The organism is Acidovorax sp. Root217 (assembly GCF_001428645.1).
In the GTDB taxonomy this organism is placed as follows: domain Bacteria; phylum Pseudomonadota; class Gammaproteobacteria; order Burkholderiales; family Burkholderiaceae_C; genus Acidovorax.
On record NZ_LMIH01000015.1, the window covers coordinates 23625 to 39819 of the forward strand.

The window sequence follows — 16195 nt, forward strand, 5'->3', positions numbered from 1 at the left end:
ACACCCGCCTCAGGACGGCCTTGTAGGACAGCAGCCGATCCACCCCCCGGCGAAATGCCCGGCCTGGGCGTCAGGGGGTCTGCAGACGTATGTTCAGGTGCGGTCCGGCAGTCAGGTCGAAGACATCGGCCCGGGCAAGATCGGGGCAGTGGTGGAACTGCGCGTCGACGAAGTCCGCCGTGAGCTGGCTGGCAACGGCTTCGAGCAAAGCCTGGACAGTGGCCAGCCCGCCACCCGCGACTCCGCTGCCCTCCAGCGTATAGCTGTAGCGGCCCTGCCGGTGCGTGACGAGAGCCAAAGCGATCAAATGGCCCTCGGTATCGCCCGCGTAGACACGGCCTCCAGGGAAAAAGAGGGTGTAGCAGCGCACTTTCTGCAGCTGGTCCTGACCGGGAGGGTGGGCGATGGTGACCTCCGAAGAGATGGGCGGATGGCAAATCAGCGTTGGCTGCCACGGCAGCTGGCTTGGCAAATTCTGCAGCCTGAACCGCATGCGCGCAAGAGTCAGGGCCAGCCCGCGCAGCGCAATCCGGCCGTGTCCTACAGAGCCATGCCTGTGGATTTCCTACGATGTTTACGTCCGGTCACGTTCGCCGTGGCCTGTGCCTGCAGGGACATTGCAGGTCCCAGTACCGGAGGGTTTCCATTGCAGCCCACTCCATCCCATCTACTCTTGATCGCGCACCGATGGCAGCCACCAGAAACAAGAAGAATGCTCCTGCTGAAACGTCCGCAGGCATCGCGAAGTCGCCCACCGGCATTGCAGGCCTCGATGAGATCACCGAAGGTGGACTGCCCGCAGGCCGCCCTACCCTGGTGTGCGGCGCCGCCGGCTGCGGCAAGACCATGCTGGCGGCGGAGTTCCTCGTCAAGGGCGCCACGGAGTATGCAGAGCCTGGCGTCTTCATGATGTTCGAAGAGTCGACCGAGGAGCTGGTCGAGAACATGCGCTCGCTGGGCTTCGACCTTGACCAGTTGCAGCGGCAAAAGAAGCTGGCGCTGGACTTCGTGCGCGTGGAGCGCAGCGAGATCGAGGAGACCGGCGAATACGATCTGGAGGGCCTGTTCATCCGCCTAGGCTACGCCATCGATTCGATCGGTGCCAAGCGCGTGGTGCTGGACACCGTGGAGGCATTGTTTGCCGGCGTGCCCAACCACGCCATCCTGCGCGCCGAGTTGCGCCGCCTGTTCCGCTGGCTCAAGGACAAGGGCGTCACGGCCATCATCACCGCAGAGCGCGGCGAGAGCGCCTTCACCCGCTATGGGCTGGAGGAGTACGTGGCCGACTGCGTGATACTGCTGGACCACCGCATCGAAGACCAGGTCTCCACCCGCCGCCTGCGCGTGGTGAAGTACCGCGGCTCTGCCCACGGCACCAACGAATACCCGTTTTTGATCGGCAGGCATGGTATCTCGGTACTGCCCATCACCTCGCTGGCATTGAACCACCAGGCATCGCGCGAGCGCATGTCCACGGGCATTGGCGGGCTCGATGAAATGCTGGGTGGCCAGGGGATCTACCGTGGCAGCAGCCTGCTGGTGTCGGGCGCGCCCGGCACGGGCAAGAGCAGCATGGCCGCCAGCTTCGTCGATGCGGCCTGCGCGCGCGGGGAGAAGGCCATCCTTTTCACCTACGAAGAGTCCGAGAGCCAGTTGCTGCGCAACATGGAGTCCATCGGCCTGAAGCTGCGCCGCTGGGTGGACAAGGGCCTGCTCAAGATTGAATCCACCCGCCCCACCCTGCAGGGGCTGGAGCAGCACCTGGCCCATGTGTACGACCTGGTGCGCGACTTCCATCCGCAAGTGGTGGCGGTGGACCCGATCAGCAACCTGACCGCGCAGAAAGATGATTCGGGCCTCAAGCTCACGCTGATGCGGCTCATCGACTTCCTCAAGACCGAGGGCACGACGGCGCTGCTCACCAGCCTCACGGCCGATGCGGCGCCCTTGCCGGTCGCCACGTCGGAAGTCGGAGTGTCCTCGCTCATGGACAGCTGGCTGCTGCTGGCCAACGTGGCCGTCAACGGCGAGCGCACGCGCACGCTGCAGGTGCTCAAGTCGCGCGGCATGCCGCACTCCAACCAGGTGCGCGAATTCGTCTTCTCCGACACGGGCGTGGACCTGGTGGACGTGTACCTCTATGGCGACCAGGTGCTCACCGGCACCGCACGCGTCGCGCATGAGGCGCAGGTGCTGGCCGCCAACGACCTGCGCGGGCGCGACCACGAGCGCCGCCTGCGCGACCTGGCCAACCGCCGCAAGGCCCTGGACGCACAGATCGCGGCCTTGAACACAGAGGCACTGGAGCGGGCCGGCGAGGTGGAGTTCGCCATCGAGCGCGAAACCATGGAGGCCCTGGGCGCGCAGGAGCGTGCCCGCAGCATTGCGGCCAAGCGCGGTACCGCCAGCACCGGCGGCAAGGTCGCGCCTCAACCCGCGTCGCCCAAAGGATGATCGATATGGCAACCCCCTCCACCCTGCGCGAAAGGTCCACCGCCGAGCCGCTCAAACCCGAGTGGCAGCTCAGGCTCTACGTGGCCGGCTCCACCCCCCGCTCCAATGCCGCGCTGGACAACCTCAAGCGCCTGTGCGAGACGCATCTGGCCGGGCGCTACAGTATCGAAGTCGTGGATCTGCTGCTCAACCCGCAACTGGCGGCGGGCGATCAGATCCTGGCCGTACCCACCCTGGTGCGCAAGTTCCCCGAGCCGATCCGCAAGATCATCGGCGACCTGTCGAACGAGGAACGTGTACTCGTCGGGCTCGATGTGAAGCCCCTCGTTTGAACCCCATGGCACCTACCGAAACCCGCCATGCCCAGCACGAACAGCCCGCCGAGGTTTCGCAGCCCAACGACTACCGGCTCTACGTGAGCATGGCCTCGCCGATCTCGCTGCGTGCCATCGCCAACGCGCGCCGCATTCTGCAGGAGGCCTATCCCGGCACGCACCTGCTCACGGTGCTGAACATCGCCGAACATGTGGATCTGGCGCGTGCCGACCAGATCATCGTCTCGCCCACCTTGCTGCGCCTGGCGCCGCTGCCGCAGCGCCGCTTCATCGGCGACCTGTCGGACCTGAACCGGCTGCGCAGGGCCTTCGGCATACTGCCGGCGCAGGGGGCCGCATGACAGCAAACGGATTCGACCCCGCCCCGAGCCTGGCCGGAGAGACCGCCCTTGCCGCCGAGAACGCCTCGCTCAGGCTGCGGCTGCAGGAGTTGGAAGAAACGCTGCATGCCATCCACACCGGCGATGTGGATGCGCTTGTCGTCAACAACGCCATCTACACGCTGGAGAGTGCACACGCGGCCACCGACCAGCTGCGCCAGGACGTGCTGGGCCAGATGGAGGACGCCGTCTTCGCCTTCGACCAGGATGGGCTGGTGATGTACATCAACGCCGCCGCAGAGCGGCTCTATGGCGTGCGGTCCTCCGATGTGCTGGGCCAGCCCCGGCAGTTCATCTTTACCGAGATGCCTGGCATGGGCGAGCCGGATGTGCCATCTGCCGCCCCTGGGGCGCTGGCCACCCTGGGCACCCTGCACCGCCTGAACGATGGCCGGCTGATCGATGTGGAGGCCGTGGTTTCGCCCCTGCTCGGCCCGCTGGGCCGGCCCCTGGGTTCGCTGGCCGTGGTGCGCGACATCACCCAGCGCCGGCGCGCGGAGCACTGGCGCAACCTGCTGGCGCGCCTGCCTGAGCGGCTGCGCGAGGTGGGCGACCTGCCAGGCATGGCGCAGGAGGCTGCGCGCCTGCTGGGCGAGACACTGCGCCTGGCGCGCGTGTGCTACGGCACCATCGACGACACGGGCGAGCTGTGCACCATCGACCAGGACTGGTGCGCCCACGGCCTGGCCACGCTGGCTGGCACCTGGCGCATGCACGACCTGGGCTCCTGCGCCGATGGTCTTTGGCACGGAGAACCCCTGGTGGTTGCCGACACCGGGGCCGACCCGGAGCGCTACCCAGAAAACACACTCGATACCCAGGGCGTGCGCGCCCTGCTGAGCGTGCCACTGATCGAGCAGGGCAAGCTCGTGGCCATCCTGTTCCTGCACCATGCGGACGCGCGCCACTGGACAGCCGATGAAATCGACTTCGTGCGCGAGTTTGCCGAGCGCATCCGCTCCGTCTCCGAACGGGTGCGCAGCGCCAATGCCCTGGCGCTCAGCGAGGCGCGGCTGCGCGATGTGAATGAAAACCTGGAAGCCACCGTGGCGGCGCGCACGGGCGAGCTGATGGCGGTTGAAGAGGCACTGCGCCAGTCGCAGAAGATGGAGGCCGTGGGCCAGCTCACGGGCGGCATTGCGCACGATTTCAACAACCTGCTGGGCGCTGTGAGCGCCAGCCTGCAGGTGCTCAAGGTGCGCATGCGCCAGGGCAAGCTCGACCAGGCCGAACGCTACATCGGCATGGGCCAGGACTCGGTCAAGCGCGCCGCCGCGCTGACCCAGCGCCTGCTGGCCTTTGCCCGGCGCCAGACACTGGACCCCAGGGCCACCGACCTCAACCGCCTGGTGGCAGGGCTCGAAGAACTGGTGCGCCGCACCGTGGGGCCGGACGTGCAGGTCGAGTGCACGGCCGCCGAGGGCCTGTGGACCACCCGGGTGGACCCCTCGCAGCTGGAAAACTCGCTGCTCAACCTGTGCATCAACGCGCGCGACGCCATGCTGCCCGGCGGCGGGCACCTGGCCATAGTCACCGCCAACATCGCGGCCACGGACAGCGTGCTGCGCAGCCTGGGCCTGCCTGCGGCAGACTATGTGTGCCTGTCCGTCACCGACACCGGTTCGGGCATGCCGGCCGAGCTGATCGAGCAGATCTTCGACCCCTTCTTCACCACCAAGCCCACCGGCCAGGGTACCGGCCTGGGCCTGTCGATGGTGTATGGCTTCGTGCGCCAGTCGGGCGGCCATGTGCGCGTGCAGTCCGAAGTGGGCGTGGGCACCACCATGCGACTGTACCTGCCGCGCCATGATGGCCAGGTGCTGGAAGACGCGGCCGATGGGCCTGCCGACACCGTGCAGCAGGGCGAGGGCGAGACCCTTCTGGTGGTGGAGGACGAAAGCACCATCCGCACGCTGACAGTGGAGGTGCTCAAGGATGCCGGCTACGTGGTGGTCGAGGCCCACGACGGCCCGAGCGCCCTGCGCACCCTGGCATCCATGCGCCGCGTGGACCTGCTGATCACCGACGTGGGCCTGCCCGGCGGCCTCAACGGCCGCCAGGTGGCAGACGCAGCCCGGCAGGACCGGCCCGAATTGAAAGTGCTGTTCATCACCGGCTTTGCCCAGAACGCTGCCGTGGGCAACGGCCTGCTCGATGCGGGGATGGAGGTCATGACAAAGCCCTTCGAGCTCACGGCCCTGGCCCGGAAGGTGCGCGACATGATGGACGGGCAGACCGACCGCACGCGGCCCGCCGCTCCCCCATAAGCGCCTGCACAGCTGCAGGCCTTTGTGCCTGGGAATGCCACGGCCATGCAAAGCATGGATGCGCCATCACTCGGACGAATCGGAAGGCCCGGCCTTTGCCACCGATGTGGCGCGGGCCGCCTGGGCCTGCACCTCGGTGGCCTTGTCGCGCCAAAAACCAGGGTCCATGCTGTTGGCCAGCACCATGGCCAGCACTACCAGGGCCCCCGCCACTTCGGCGTACAGCAGGCCACGGCTCTCCCATGGCGAAACGGGCTGTGGGAACTCGCCGGCAGGGCGGCGTGCAGGGGTGGCGGGCGGGGGCTGGGTGGTCACGGCATGCTCCTTGGGATGGGTAGCTGAAAGTAAGCCACGCCACGCTCCCCGCTTGTCAGACGGCATCCCCAAGCGATGTGGTGCACGCAAAAACCAGCCGGCACCGCCTCTCAGGCCAGCGCCTGCAGCAAAAGGTGCGGCTGCAAAGGCTTTCCCATGTGCTGGTCGAAACCGGCGGCAAGTGCGCGGTCACGGTCCTGTGGGCGTGCAAAGGCCGTGAGCGCAATGGCGCGCAGGCGCGGATGGCCCGCAGCAGCCTCCATCTCCCGGACCTTGGCGATCAGGTCATGGCCGTCGCGGCCGGGCAGACCAATGTCGCTCACGAACAGGTCGGGCCAGGCCTTGTCGAACTGGGCAATTGCAGTCTCGTAGCTGTCGGCCACGCGCACATTGGCGCCCTCGTCCGTGAGCACGATGCTGAGCATCTCGCTGGTGTCGGCGTTGTCGTCCACCACCAGGATGTCCTTGCCCTGCAGCAGGCGCACTTCACGGGCCTGCGGCGTGGCCTGGGCATCGTCATCGCCCGCCAGCGGTTCTTCATAGGCCACCAACAGCCGTGCAGTCATCGCCGTGCCCTGGCCGATCCCCGCGCTGCTGGCCGCAATGGTGCCGCCGTGCAGGTCCACCAGGTGCTTGACGATGGACAGGCCCAGCCCCAGGCCGCCATGGGAGCGGTTGCCTGGCGTGCCGCTCTGCGTGAAGCGCTGGAACAGGTAGGGCAAAAACCCCGCCTCGATGCCTGCGCCGTGGTCCTGCACAACGAGGATGAGTTCGTCCGCTTCGCGCTTGAGACGCAGCTGCACCATGCCACCGCTTTCCGAGAACTTGATGGCATTGGTCACCAGGTTCCACACGATCTGCTGAAAGCGCGTGACGTCAAGCCAGGCAGGTTCATCCGTATCGTCGCAGGCCACTTCGAGGGTAATCTTCTTGGCCAGGGCCAGGTCGCGCAGGGCATCGAGCGAAATGCGCACCAGCTCCACCGGATTGGCCCACTCACGGTGCAGGCGCAGCTTGCCCGATGCAATGCGCGAGACGTCCAGGATGTCCGAGATGATGCGCCCCTGCGCCTTGGCACCGCGCTCGATGGCGTCGATGCCGCGCGCCAGCGTATCGGCGTTGGTGTTCGGGCGCTTGAGCATGTGCACCCAGCCGGTGATCAGTGTGAGCGGTGTGCGCAACTCGTGCGAGAGCACGGCCACGAAGTCGTCCTTGGTACGGCTGTGGCGCTCGGCCAGCACGCGCGCTGCCTGTTCGCGCTCGAGCAGTTCCTCGCGCCGGCGCTCGAAGTCGATGCGCTCGGACAGATCGGTTGCAATACCGATGCGGATGCCCGGCTCCACATGGTCCGACATGCCCCAGTCCAGCAGTATCTCCTTGCCGTCGCCGCGGATCAGCGGAAACTCACCCTGCCAGTTGACATCGGCCGAGCCCTGCATGCGCTCTTGCACGAAGTCCTGCCAAGGCGGCGGCGTAAGAGAGGTCACGGCCATGCCGATGAGGTCCATGCGGCTACGCTGCATCAATTTTTCGGCGGCCGGATTCACGTCGGCAAAGCGCCCCTCTGAATCGATGAGCATCATGGCCACGGGCGCCTGGTCGTAAATGGCGCGAAACCGCGTTTCGCTGCGCCGCAGGTCTTCCTCGGCCGTGCGCGCACGGATAAGGGCCTGCAGCGTAGCCACCATCAGCGGTGGCTCGGCAGGGTGCACCATATAGGCGTCGGCACCGGCATTGAGCCCTGCCACCTTGTGCTCGCTCTGCATGTAGGTGGCTGACAGGTGGATGATGGGCGTCAGCTGCGTGCGCGAATCCGCACGCAGCACCCGGCACACCTCGAATCCGTCCATGTCCGGCAGGTGCACGTCCAGCACTACCGCCGACACGTTGCGCTTGGCGGATTCAATGGCTGCGCCGCCCGTCGCCGCCTCTTCCGTCTGAAAGCCTGCGGCGCGAATGACCCGGGCTGTGGCGTAGCGGGTGACCGGGTTATCGTCCACCACCAACACCGTGTGCAGGCTTCGGTCGATCGTGGGCGAGATCATTTCTGATGTGGCCATGGTTCAGTCCGAAGTGGCTTTCTCGACCGGGTGCATCTGCACCGGCACAGTGACCGAGAACACCGAGCCCTTTCCCACCACGCTGGTAACCTCGACCGTCCCACCCAGCAGGGTGGCCAACTGCCTGGACAGCGCCAGCCCCAGCCCGGTACCGCGCAGGCGCTTCTGGATTGGCGCCTTGACCTGCGAGAAGTCATTGAACAGCGCAGGCAGGTTTTCCGCAGGGATGCCGATGCCCGTGTCGGCCACGGCAAAACGGATCATGCCCTCGCCCTCCAACCGAGCGGACACCCGCACCTCGCCCTGGGCAGTGAACTTGAGGGCGTTGGATATGAAATTGCGAAGGATCTGGGAGAGCTTGCGGTCATCCGTGTAGAGGCGTGTCAGCCCCACCGGCTCTTCGAACACCAGGTTCAGCGCCTCATTGTCCAGGATCGGCTTGAACATTCCGCGCAGCGCCGAGAACAGGTCCATCATTTCAAACCACTCGGGCGACACGTCGAGCCGGCCGGACTCGATCTTGGCCAGGTCGAGCAGGTCGTCGACCATGCTGGAGAACTCCTCACAGGTAGTCTGGATGAAGCGTACCTGGCGTTCCTGCTCCTCAGTCAACGGGCCGTCTACTCGATCGAGCAGCAGGCGCACCAGGCTCAGGGTGGCGCCGATGGGCGTGCGGAACTCGTGGCTCATGTACGACAGGAACCGGCTCTTGAGCTGGGTGGCGTGCTTGAGCTGCTCGGCCTGTTCGTCGAGTTCGGCGTACAGCGCCACCACGCCGCGGTTGGTTTCTTCGAGCTCTTCCCGCAGGGCCTGCATCTCGGCCTGCAGGGCCTCGACTTCGGCCTGACTCTGCTCCAGCTGGGCTTTCAGATCGTCACTCAAGCGCGTCTCCCTGTTTTATCACCAGCACGGTGGCATCGTCGCGGCCCCGGCTCTGCTGCCACAGCAATGCGGCCGCGATCAACGTGGGGTCGCGCTGCAGCAGCGGAACCACTTCCTCCGCTTTCCAACGCGAGGCAATGCCGTCGCTGTGCACCACAGCCACCGCATGGTCTGGCATCTCCAGTGTTGCCACCTCGGTCCGGCGCACCTGCACCCCAACCGTTCCGTGCTGGGTGATCATGGACCTGTCGAACACTCCCGAGATGATGCGCCCGATCACATTGCCGGCCCCTGCGTACTTCAACTGCCCCGAACTTTCCATGCGCAGCGCGAACACTGCCGCGCCTCGCGTGGTCTGCAGGCCGAGGTGGGCGTCGGGCAGGAAGCTTTCGATTGGCGCGAAGGGATCGCCCGCAAACACATCCAGCGCGGCGTCCGAGGCAAGGGCTGCATGGGGCCCATGGCCGAGGCCATCGGCCACCACTGCGGACACCTTGCCGCCTTCGGTCGCCACCGCCCAGCCGTCGCCGCACACCGTCTCGCCGGGTGCGGCAATGCTCACCGCACCCCACTGTCGATGGCCAGCCGGGGCCTCCTGCGAGGCGGGGCGCACGCGCACCAGACACAAGGTGCCAAAAGGCGTCGAATGGATGTCGAAATCGCTGGCCAGGCGACGTATGGCGCCAAGGCCCGTGCCGGGCGAACCGGTACCGGTGGACACACCGTCCTGAAATGAGCGTTTGACATCCGCCATTCCGGGACCTTTGTCCAGCGCCAGGATCTCCACCTCCTGCCCACCGGCCGGAGCGGCAATCCACAGCTCCCCCTGCAGCGCGTGGCGCACGAGGTTGGTGCCCAGCTCCGTCAATATCAACGACAGGCGCCCCACATCCACTTCGCTCCAACCCCAGTCTTGCGCGGTCCGGGCGCAAAAGCGACGCGCATCGCCAACGCAGCTGGAGTCGGTGATGGCGAACGGACGGTGGCTCCATCCCCGTATCACTTCCACTTGGTGATACTCACGCGGGTGCCCTGCCCAGGGGCAGAGTCGACCACGAAATCGCTAACCAGCCGCTTGCTGCCAGGCAGGCCCAGGCCCATGCCGGAGCCCGAGGTCCAGCCGTCCGTCATGGCCAGCTTCATGTCGGCGATGCCGGGGCCTTCGTCCTCGAAATGCAAGGCCAGGCCAAGCTTGGCCCCTGTGTCCAGCACCTCCCAGCGCATGCGTCCACCGCCCCCATGGATGAGGGTATTGCGCGAGAGCTCGCTCGCGGCCGTGATCATCTTGGTCTGCTCGACGAGCGAGAACTTGAGCAGTTGGCACAGCGAGCGTACGGCCTGCCGGCTGGCAACGATGTGCTGCTCCGTCTCCAGCGGCAGCGTGCCGGTGCGTTCAATCGACATGGCCGCTCGCCACGCCTGCGCGTTGCAGCAACGCGAGCCCCCGCTCCACGTTGAGCGCCGTCTTCACACCTTCCAGCGACAGGCCGAGCTCCACCAGCGTGATGGCCACGGCCGGCTGCATGCCCACGACCACCGTGGTGGCCGAAAGAATGCGGGCGATGCCCGAGATGCTGGCCAGCATGCGGCCCACGAAGGAGTCCACGATCTCCAGCGCCGAGATGTCGATCATCACGCCGCTGGCACCGGTCTTGGCGATGCGGTCCGCCAAGTCGTCCTGCAGTGCCAGCGCTGTCTGGTCCTGCATGTCCACCTGAATCGTAACAAGCAGGGTCGAACCCATGCGCAATATTGGTATGCGTTCCATGTGCAATACCCCTCAGACGGCCTGGCGAGTGATGCGCCAGCCCGTGCGCTGCAGTGCCAGCGACAGGGCGTCGGCCAGGCTGGCCTTGGTGGTGATGCCCTGCAGGTCGATGCCCAGGTGCACAATGGTCTGCGCGATCTGCGGGCGGATGCCACTGATGATGCAGTCAGCGCCCATCAACCGGATGGCCGTCACCGTCTTGAGCAAATGTTGCGCGACCAGAGTGTCCACCGTGGGTACGCCAGTGATGTCGATGATGGCCAGCTCAGAGCCGGTCTCCACGATCTTTTGCAGCAACGTCTCCATCACGATCTGCGTGCGGTTGCTGTCGAGCGTGCCGATCATGGGCACAGCCAGCACACCTTCCCAAAGCTTGACCACGGGCGTGGACAACTCCAGCAGCTCTTCCTGCTGGCGATTGATGATGTCCTCACGCGCGCGCTGGAAGGTGGTAGCCGTGAACTGAGCCATTCCGTCCACCAGCTTGGTCAGGCCCCAGAATGCGGCGGTGAGCTGAACGCTGTCGCTACCATTAAGCCGCTGCTGCAGGGCGTTGAGCAAAGGTTTCTTGAGGGCCAACACAAAGACGCTGGTCTCTCCGGCGCTCTGGCCCTGCGCGGCGCGCGAGCGCGACAGCGAGGAAAGCACCTCCTGTAACGGCGCCCATTTGGCGTCGGCAAAGGATTCGATGTTGGCCCCCGCCTGGAGCCCCTTGGCCAGTGCCGATGCAATGTCGGCGGCATCGGCGGAGGCTGACTTGGAAAGGCTGGCATTGCCTGAACGTGCCTCTTCGAGCCACTCCTGAATGAGGGCGGGCTTGTTGCCCTCCTGCAGTGCATCGAGGATTTGGGTGTTCAGGGTAGTCATGGAAGGAGATCTCGCCAGTTAAGTGTCCGTTCCATGTCCGCGTGAGAAGAGGCTGCGGGCATGGGCAAAACATTGTACGGGCCTAAGGGCTTACTACATCGCCCAAAGGCGATGCAGACCGCGCTTTGCGGCGTTGTCTTACGCAAACTGACCTTAACCCAGCGCCTGGCGCAGCTTGCGCGCCAGGTCTTCGCGCGAGTAAGGCTTGCTCAGCAGCGCCACCCCCGCATCGAGCCGCCCGCCATGGACGATGGAGTTCTCGGTGTAGCCCGAGGTGAACAGCACCTCGATGTTCGGCTGCACCAGCCGCGCCTTGCGCGCCAGATCGGGGCTGCGCAGCGGGCCGGGCATGACCACGTCGGTGAACAGCAGGTCGATCTGGACGCCGCTCTCCACCACCGCCAGCGCACTTTGCGCATCGGGCGCCTTGAGCACCTTGTAGCCCATGTCGGTGAGCAGCTCGACCACGGTTTCGCGCACCTGGGCGTCGTCTTCCACCACCAGAATGGTTTCGCTACCGCCTTCGGCCTCCACCAGCGGCAGGGGGCCGCTGGAAAGTTCTGCTTCGACCGATCTGGGCAGGTAGAGCTTGACGGTGGTGCCGTGGCCCACCTCGCTGTAGATCTTGATGTGGCCACCGCTTTGCTTGACGAAGCCGTACACCATCGACAGGCCGAGCCCGGTGCCATGGCCTTCGGGCTTGGTGGTGAAGAAGGGCTCGAAGACCTTCTGCACGATGTCCTCGCTCATGCCGCAACCGGTGTCGGACACGGCGATCATCACGTACTGGCCTGCCGTGACTTCGCCATGGGTCAGCGCATAGATGTCGTCCAGGCTGGCGTTGCCGGCCTCGATGGTCAGGCGGCCATGGCCCTGCATGGCGTCGCGGGCGTTGATGGCCAGGTTGAGCAGCGTGTTCTCCAGAAAGCTGCTGTCGGCCAGGGTGTTCCACAGGCCGCCGGCCACCACCGTCTCCAGCTCGATCGCTTCGCCCAGGGCGCGGCGCAGCATGTCGTTGAGGTCGCGCAGCAGGCGCCCGACGTTGAGCACCACGGGCGACAGCGGCTGCTTGCGCGCAAAGGCCAGCAGGTGCGATGCCAGTTTGGCGCCGCGCGCCACGCCGTCGAGCGCGCCGTTGATGCGGCGCAGCGCTGCCTCGTCCTTGGCCAGGGTCTTGCGCAGCAGGTGCAGGTTGCCCGAGATGATCTGCAGCACGTTGTTGAAGTCGTGGGCCACGCCCCCGGTGAGCTGCCCCACGCTTTCCATCTTCTGCGACTGGTGCAGCGCGGCCTCGGCGCGGCGCAGTGCCTCTTCGGCAGCGCGGTCGTCGGTCACGTCGCGGCCCACGGCAAGGATCACGCCGGCCTCCGGCACGGCGGTCCACATCAGCACGCGGTAACTGCCATCCTTGCACCGGTAGCGGTTGTCGAAGCGAAAGGTGGTCACCCCGCGCGCCAGGCCGCTCATCTCGTCGAGGGTGGCGGCCTGGTCATCGGGGTGCACCAGGTCCATGAAGCTGCGGCCCAGCAGTTCGCTGGCCTGCCAGCCCAGCAGGCGCGTCCACGCGGGGTTGACGGACAGCACCGTGGCTTCGAAATCGGCCACCAGCATCACGTCGGTGGACAGGCGCCACATGCGGTCGCGCTCGGCCGTGCGCTCGGCCACCTCGCGCTCCAGATTTTCATTGAGGTGGGCCAGCGCCAGGGCGGCGGCCCGCTGTTCTTCGATGTCGGTGTTGGTGCCCACCCAGCGCACCACGCTGCCGCCTTCGTTGCGCAGCGGCACGGCACGCGCCAGGTGCCAGCGGTAGGTCCCATCGGCCCGGCGCAGTCGAAATTCCGATTCATAGCCCACGCCGCTGGCCAGTGCCTGCGCCCACTTCTCACCGGCCTGGGGCAGGTCGTCGGGGTGCACGATGCGGGTCCAGCCGGTGCCCAGCAGTGCGGCCGGCGGCAGCCCGCTGTACTCTGGCACCTTGTCATTGAGCCAGTCGAGCAGGCCGTCCGGCCCGGCCGCCCACACCTGGTTGGGCATGGCCTGCGCAAACACCTGGAACTGCGCCTCGCGGCGGCTGGCCTCTTCCTCGGCCAGAACCCGCGGCGTCACGTCGGAACCCTGCACGAAGATGCCAGCCACCCGGCCCTGCGCGTCGCGCAGCGGGTGGTACAGCACATCGATGTAGCGCCTTTCGTACGCGCCATCGGGTTGGCGCTGCAGCGTGGCGGGCAGCGCCGTGCCGAAGAACGGCTCGCCCGTGCCATACACCTGGTCAAGCAGTTCGAAGAAGCCCTGCCCTGCAATCTCCGGCAGGGCCTGGCGCACCGGCTTGCCCAGCACCTCGCGGTGGCCCACCAGTTGCATGTAGGCCGGGTTGGCCAGCTCGAACACATGGTCCGGACCATGCAGCAGGGCCATGAAGCCCGGCGCCTGCTCGAACATGCTGCCCAGGCGCTCGCGCTCGCCCTGCACGCGCTTTTCGGCCGTGACCTTGGCCGTGGTCTCGGTAAGGATGGCCATCACACCCACCGGTTGGCCCTGCCCATCGGGGATGGGCGAATAATCCAGGTCCAGGTACACCTCTTCAGGCGCGCCGTTGCGGTGCAGCACGAGGAACTGGTCGCGAAAGCTCAGCGTGCCGCCCGCCAGGCATTCGGTGATCACCCGGTCGTTGAAAGCCTCGGCCTCGGGCCAGGCCTGGCGTGCGGGCATGCCCAGTATCTCGGGATGACGTGCGCCGGCGATGACGGCATAGCCGTCGTTGTAGAGCAGGATGCCTTCGTGCCCCCACATCATCGCCATGGGCACGGGCGATTGCAGCATCAGGTCCACCGCCACGCGGACGGTGGGCGGCCAGGCATCCTGGGGGCCCAGTGCCGTGGCAGACCAGTCGAATCGGGCAAAGGCCTGGCGTACGGGGGTGATAGGCTCAACAGGCGTGGCAAGAGATGGGGCGCTGTACATACACGGTAGGTTGCAAGGGGCCAAAAACGCACGCAGGTGCACGGTGCCGAGGGCAGGTTCCAGGCGAAATCCTGGCAATCACCCAGAGAGAGACCTGCGGGATTCTCACATGGTTCAGGCCTGGGCCACCCTGTTTCGGCCCGCCTCCTTGGCCGCATACAGCGCCGCATCGGCCCGGGCATACAGGCTGCAGGCGGCTTCCCCGTCCTGCAGGGTGACTGCGCCGATGCTGATGGTCACGCCGCCGTGGGCCCCTGGCGTCTGGGCCACTGCAAGGCGCATGCGCTCGGCCACCTCGAAGGCGCCCTGCGCGCCCGTGTTCGGCAGCAGCACGGCGAACTCTTCCCCTCCCACACGGGCGACGATGTCGATGACCCGGGCGCCAGCACTCAGGACCTGCCCGATCATCTGCAGCACCTGGTCCCCGGCATCGTGGCCCAGGCGGTCGTTGATGCGCTTGAAGTGGTCCACGTCCAGCATCAGCAGGCTCAGCGGCGAACGGTGGCGCTCTACGATGGCCAGCTCCAGCGCCAGGCTGTGGTCGAACGCGCGCCGGTTGCGCAGGCCGGTGAGCGAGTCCGTCGTCGCCAGTTCGGCCAGGGCGCGGTTCAGTTCATCCACCCGCTGCAGTTGCTCCAGCAGGCGCCGGTTGAGCGCGTCCGATTCGCGCACGGCCCTGCGCAACTGGATTTCACGCAGGGCCGAATGCGCCAGCTCGGTCAGGACTTCGACGTCGGTCTCGGTCCATTGCCGGGGCTTGAAGTCCACCGCGCAGAAACTGCCCAGCACCTGCCCCTGGGCAGTCACGAGAGGAATGCCGGCATAGGCACGCACCCCGAGAGATTTGACGGTAGGAACGTCGCAGAACACTGCCATTTGCGTGACATCGGCGAGCACCAGGGGCCCGTCAGACACCATGGCGTAGTGGCAAAACGAACGGCCCTCCAGCTGGCGCGTGGTGTTCAGCGGCTCGCCCAGGCCGAAGGCGCTTTTGTAGAAGTCCCGGCTCGAATCCACCAGCGACACGAAGGTGACGGGTGCCCCCGTGAGCTTGGCTGCCAGGCGGGTCAGCCGGTCAAAGCTCTCTTCGGGAGGGGTGTCCAGCAGGCCGGTGTCCCGGACCGCCGCGACACGGCCTGGGTCCGCCAATGCCGCCAGGATGCTGGCTTCGTCTGCGGGAACGGGAGACGGTGTTTCCATGGGACGCAGCACCTTTAAAAAGTGTGCAAACGTTACACGATCGTCCGAAGCGGCGCACGATAGCGCGCAAAGCCCCTGAGCACCCTGGCAAGCGTGCAATGGCGAGCGGATTCGCGGGGTATTCGGCCCACGCCCAACGGCGCAGTCCAGGGCTGACACACTCAGGTCTTCGGAGGCAAACATGTTGATACAACTGATCTACGCGAGCCGCACCTCGCGCGTTCTGGGGCCTGCAGATGTCAAGGACATCCTGGGCGCATCGCAGCGCAACAACACCCGCGCCGGCATCACGGGTGCGCTGTGCCTGAACAACGGCATCTTTCTGCAACTGCTCGAAGGCGACCGCGCTGCGGTGAACGCGCTGTACCACCGCCTGCTCAAGGATGGCCGCCACCGCGACACGGCGATCCTGGACCTGAGCGAAATCCCCTACCGCCGCTTCACGGGTTGGTCCATGGGGCTGATTGCATCGCTGGAAACCAACCGGCAGCTGTTTCTCAAATACTCGGGCACGGCGGATTTCGACCCCTACACCATGGGCACCGCGAGCCTGCGCAGCTTCTTTGAAGAGATCCTGCAGAACGTGCGCTGGCTGGAGTAGCTGGAGGGCCGCACGGCAGGGTAACGGACCGACCGAGAAGCCGAGGAGCGTGCGCGGCAGAAGGAGCATCGGCTGCAACGCCCGACAAACCGGTCTCGCCGGGTA

The 16195-nt window shown here is 66.2% G+C and carries 15 protein-coding genes; 5 read left to right on the top strand and 10 right to left on the bottom strand.

Features of this window, described 5'->3' with window-relative positions:
• Nucleotides 1-70: 70 nt before the first annotated feature.
• The gene (locus ASE31_RS16405) at nucleotides 71-493 is read right to left on the bottom strand and encodes a hypothetical protein (RefSeq protein WP_057202894.1); all 423 of its coding nucleotides are present in this window, start codon (nucleotides 491-493) and stop codon (nucleotides 71-73) included.
• 194 nt (nucleotides 494-687) lie between these two features.
• Here ASE31_RS16405 and kaiC point away from each other — a divergent pair, with 194 nt between their 5' ends.
• The 4 genes from kaiC to ASE31_RS16425 are packed head-to-tail and all read left to right on the top strand — an operon-like array spanning nucleotide 688 to nucleotide 5436.
• Nucleotides 688-2454 (top strand): circadian clock protein KaiC, encoded by a 1767-nt coding sequence (gene kaiC, locus ASE31_RS16410; protein WP_057202895.1) that lies wholly within the window; start codon nucleotides 688-690, stop codon nucleotides 2452-2454.
• 5 nt (nucleotides 2455-2459) lie between these two features.
• Nucleotides 2460-2786 carry a circadian clock KaiB family protein gene (locus ASE31_RS16415; RefSeq protein WP_057202896.1) on the top strand — a complete coding sequence of 109 codons (327 nt, stop codon included), beginning with the start codon at nucleotides 2460-2462 and terminating at the stop codon, nucleotides 2784-2786.
• A gap of 5 nt (nucleotides 2787-2791) precedes the next feature.
• Complete coding sequence (locus ASE31_RS16420) at nucleotides 2792-3130, top strand: circadian clock KaiB family protein (RefSeq protein ID WP_057202897.1); 339 nt, start codon at nucleotides 2792-2794, stop codon at nucleotides 3128-3130.
• Nucleotides 3127-5436 (top strand): ATP-binding protein, encoded by a 2310-nt coding sequence (locus ASE31_RS16425; RefSeq protein ID WP_057202898.1) that lies wholly within the window; start codon nucleotides 3127-3129, stop codon nucleotides 5434-5436. Before ASE31_RS16420 ends, ASE31_RS16425 begins: the two co-directional genes overlap by 4 nt.
• Before the next feature lie 66 nt (nucleotides 5437-5502).
• Here ASE31_RS16425 and ASE31_RS16430 read toward each other — a convergent pair whose 3' ends face one another.
• The 9 genes from ASE31_RS16430 to ASE31_RS16470 all read right to left on the bottom strand — a co-directional run bounded on the left by ASE31_RS16430 (nucleotide 5503) and on the right by ASE31_RS16470 (nucleotide 15489).
• Nucleotides 5503-5751: a hypothetical protein gene (locus tag ASE31_RS16430; RefSeq protein ID WP_057202899.1), complete on the bottom strand. Its 249-nt coding sequence runs from the start codon at nucleotides 5749-5751 to the stop codon at nucleotides 5503-5505.
• 110 nt (nucleotides 5752-5861) lie between these two features.
• Nucleotides 5862-7811: a response regulator gene (locus tag ASE31_RS16435; protein WP_057202900.1), complete on the bottom strand. Its 1950-nt coding sequence runs from the start codon at nucleotides 7809-7811 to the stop codon at nucleotides 5862-5864.
• 3 nt (nucleotides 7812-7814) lie between these two features.
• Complete coding sequence (locus ASE31_RS16440) at nucleotides 7815-8627, bottom strand: sensor histidine kinase KdpD (protein WP_082604205.1); 813 nt, start codon at nucleotides 8625-8627, stop codon at nucleotides 7815-7817.
• A gap of 58 nt (nucleotides 8628-8685) precedes the next feature.
• A complete protein-coding gene (locus ASE31_RS16445; protein WP_057202902.1) occupies nucleotides 8686-9702 on the bottom strand; it encodes an ATP-binding protein in 1017 nt (338 codons plus the stop codon).
• Nucleotides 9693-10097, bottom strand: coding sequence for an anti-sigma regulatory factor (locus tag ASE31_RS16450; protein ID WP_057202903.1), 405 nt, complete (start codon nucleotides 10095-10097; stop codon nucleotides 9693-9695). The genes ASE31_RS16445 and ASE31_RS16450 overlap by 10 nt, the downstream gene beginning before the upstream one ends.
• A complete protein-coding gene (locus ASE31_RS16455; RefSeq protein ID WP_057202904.1) occupies nucleotides 10087-10461 on the bottom strand; it encodes an STAS domain-containing protein in 375 nt (124 codons plus the stop codon). The genes ASE31_RS16450 and ASE31_RS16455 overlap by 11 nt, the downstream gene beginning before the upstream one ends.
• Nucleotides 10462-10473: 12 nt before the next feature.
• Complete coding sequence (locus ASE31_RS16460; protein WP_057202905.1) at nucleotides 10474-11328, bottom strand: STAS domain-containing protein; 855 nt, start codon at nucleotides 11326-11328, stop codon at nucleotides 10474-10476.
• Between the two features lie 153 nt (nucleotides 11329-11481).
• Entirely contained in the window at nucleotides 11482-14289 is a 2808-nt protein-coding gene (locus ASE31_RS16465; RefSeq protein ID WP_057202906.1) for a hybrid sensor histidine kinase/response regulator, read from the bottom strand.
• A 114-nt stretch (nucleotides 14290-14403) separates the two neighbouring features.
• Nucleotides 14404-15489: a sensor domain-containing diguanylate cyclase gene (locus ASE31_RS16470; protein WP_057202907.1), complete on the bottom strand. Its 1086-nt coding sequence runs from the start codon at nucleotides 15487-15489 to the stop codon at nucleotides 14404-14406.
• A gap of 181 nt (nucleotides 15490-15670) precedes the next feature.
• On the opposite strand from ASE31_RS16470, the gene ASE31_RS16475 reads away from it, so the two are divergent.
• Nucleotides 15671-16090, top strand: coding sequence for a BLUF domain-containing protein (locus ASE31_RS16475; RefSeq protein ID WP_057202908.1), 420 nt, complete (start codon nucleotides 15671-15673; stop codon nucleotides 16088-16090).
• Nucleotides 16091-16195: the final 105 nt, after the last annotated feature.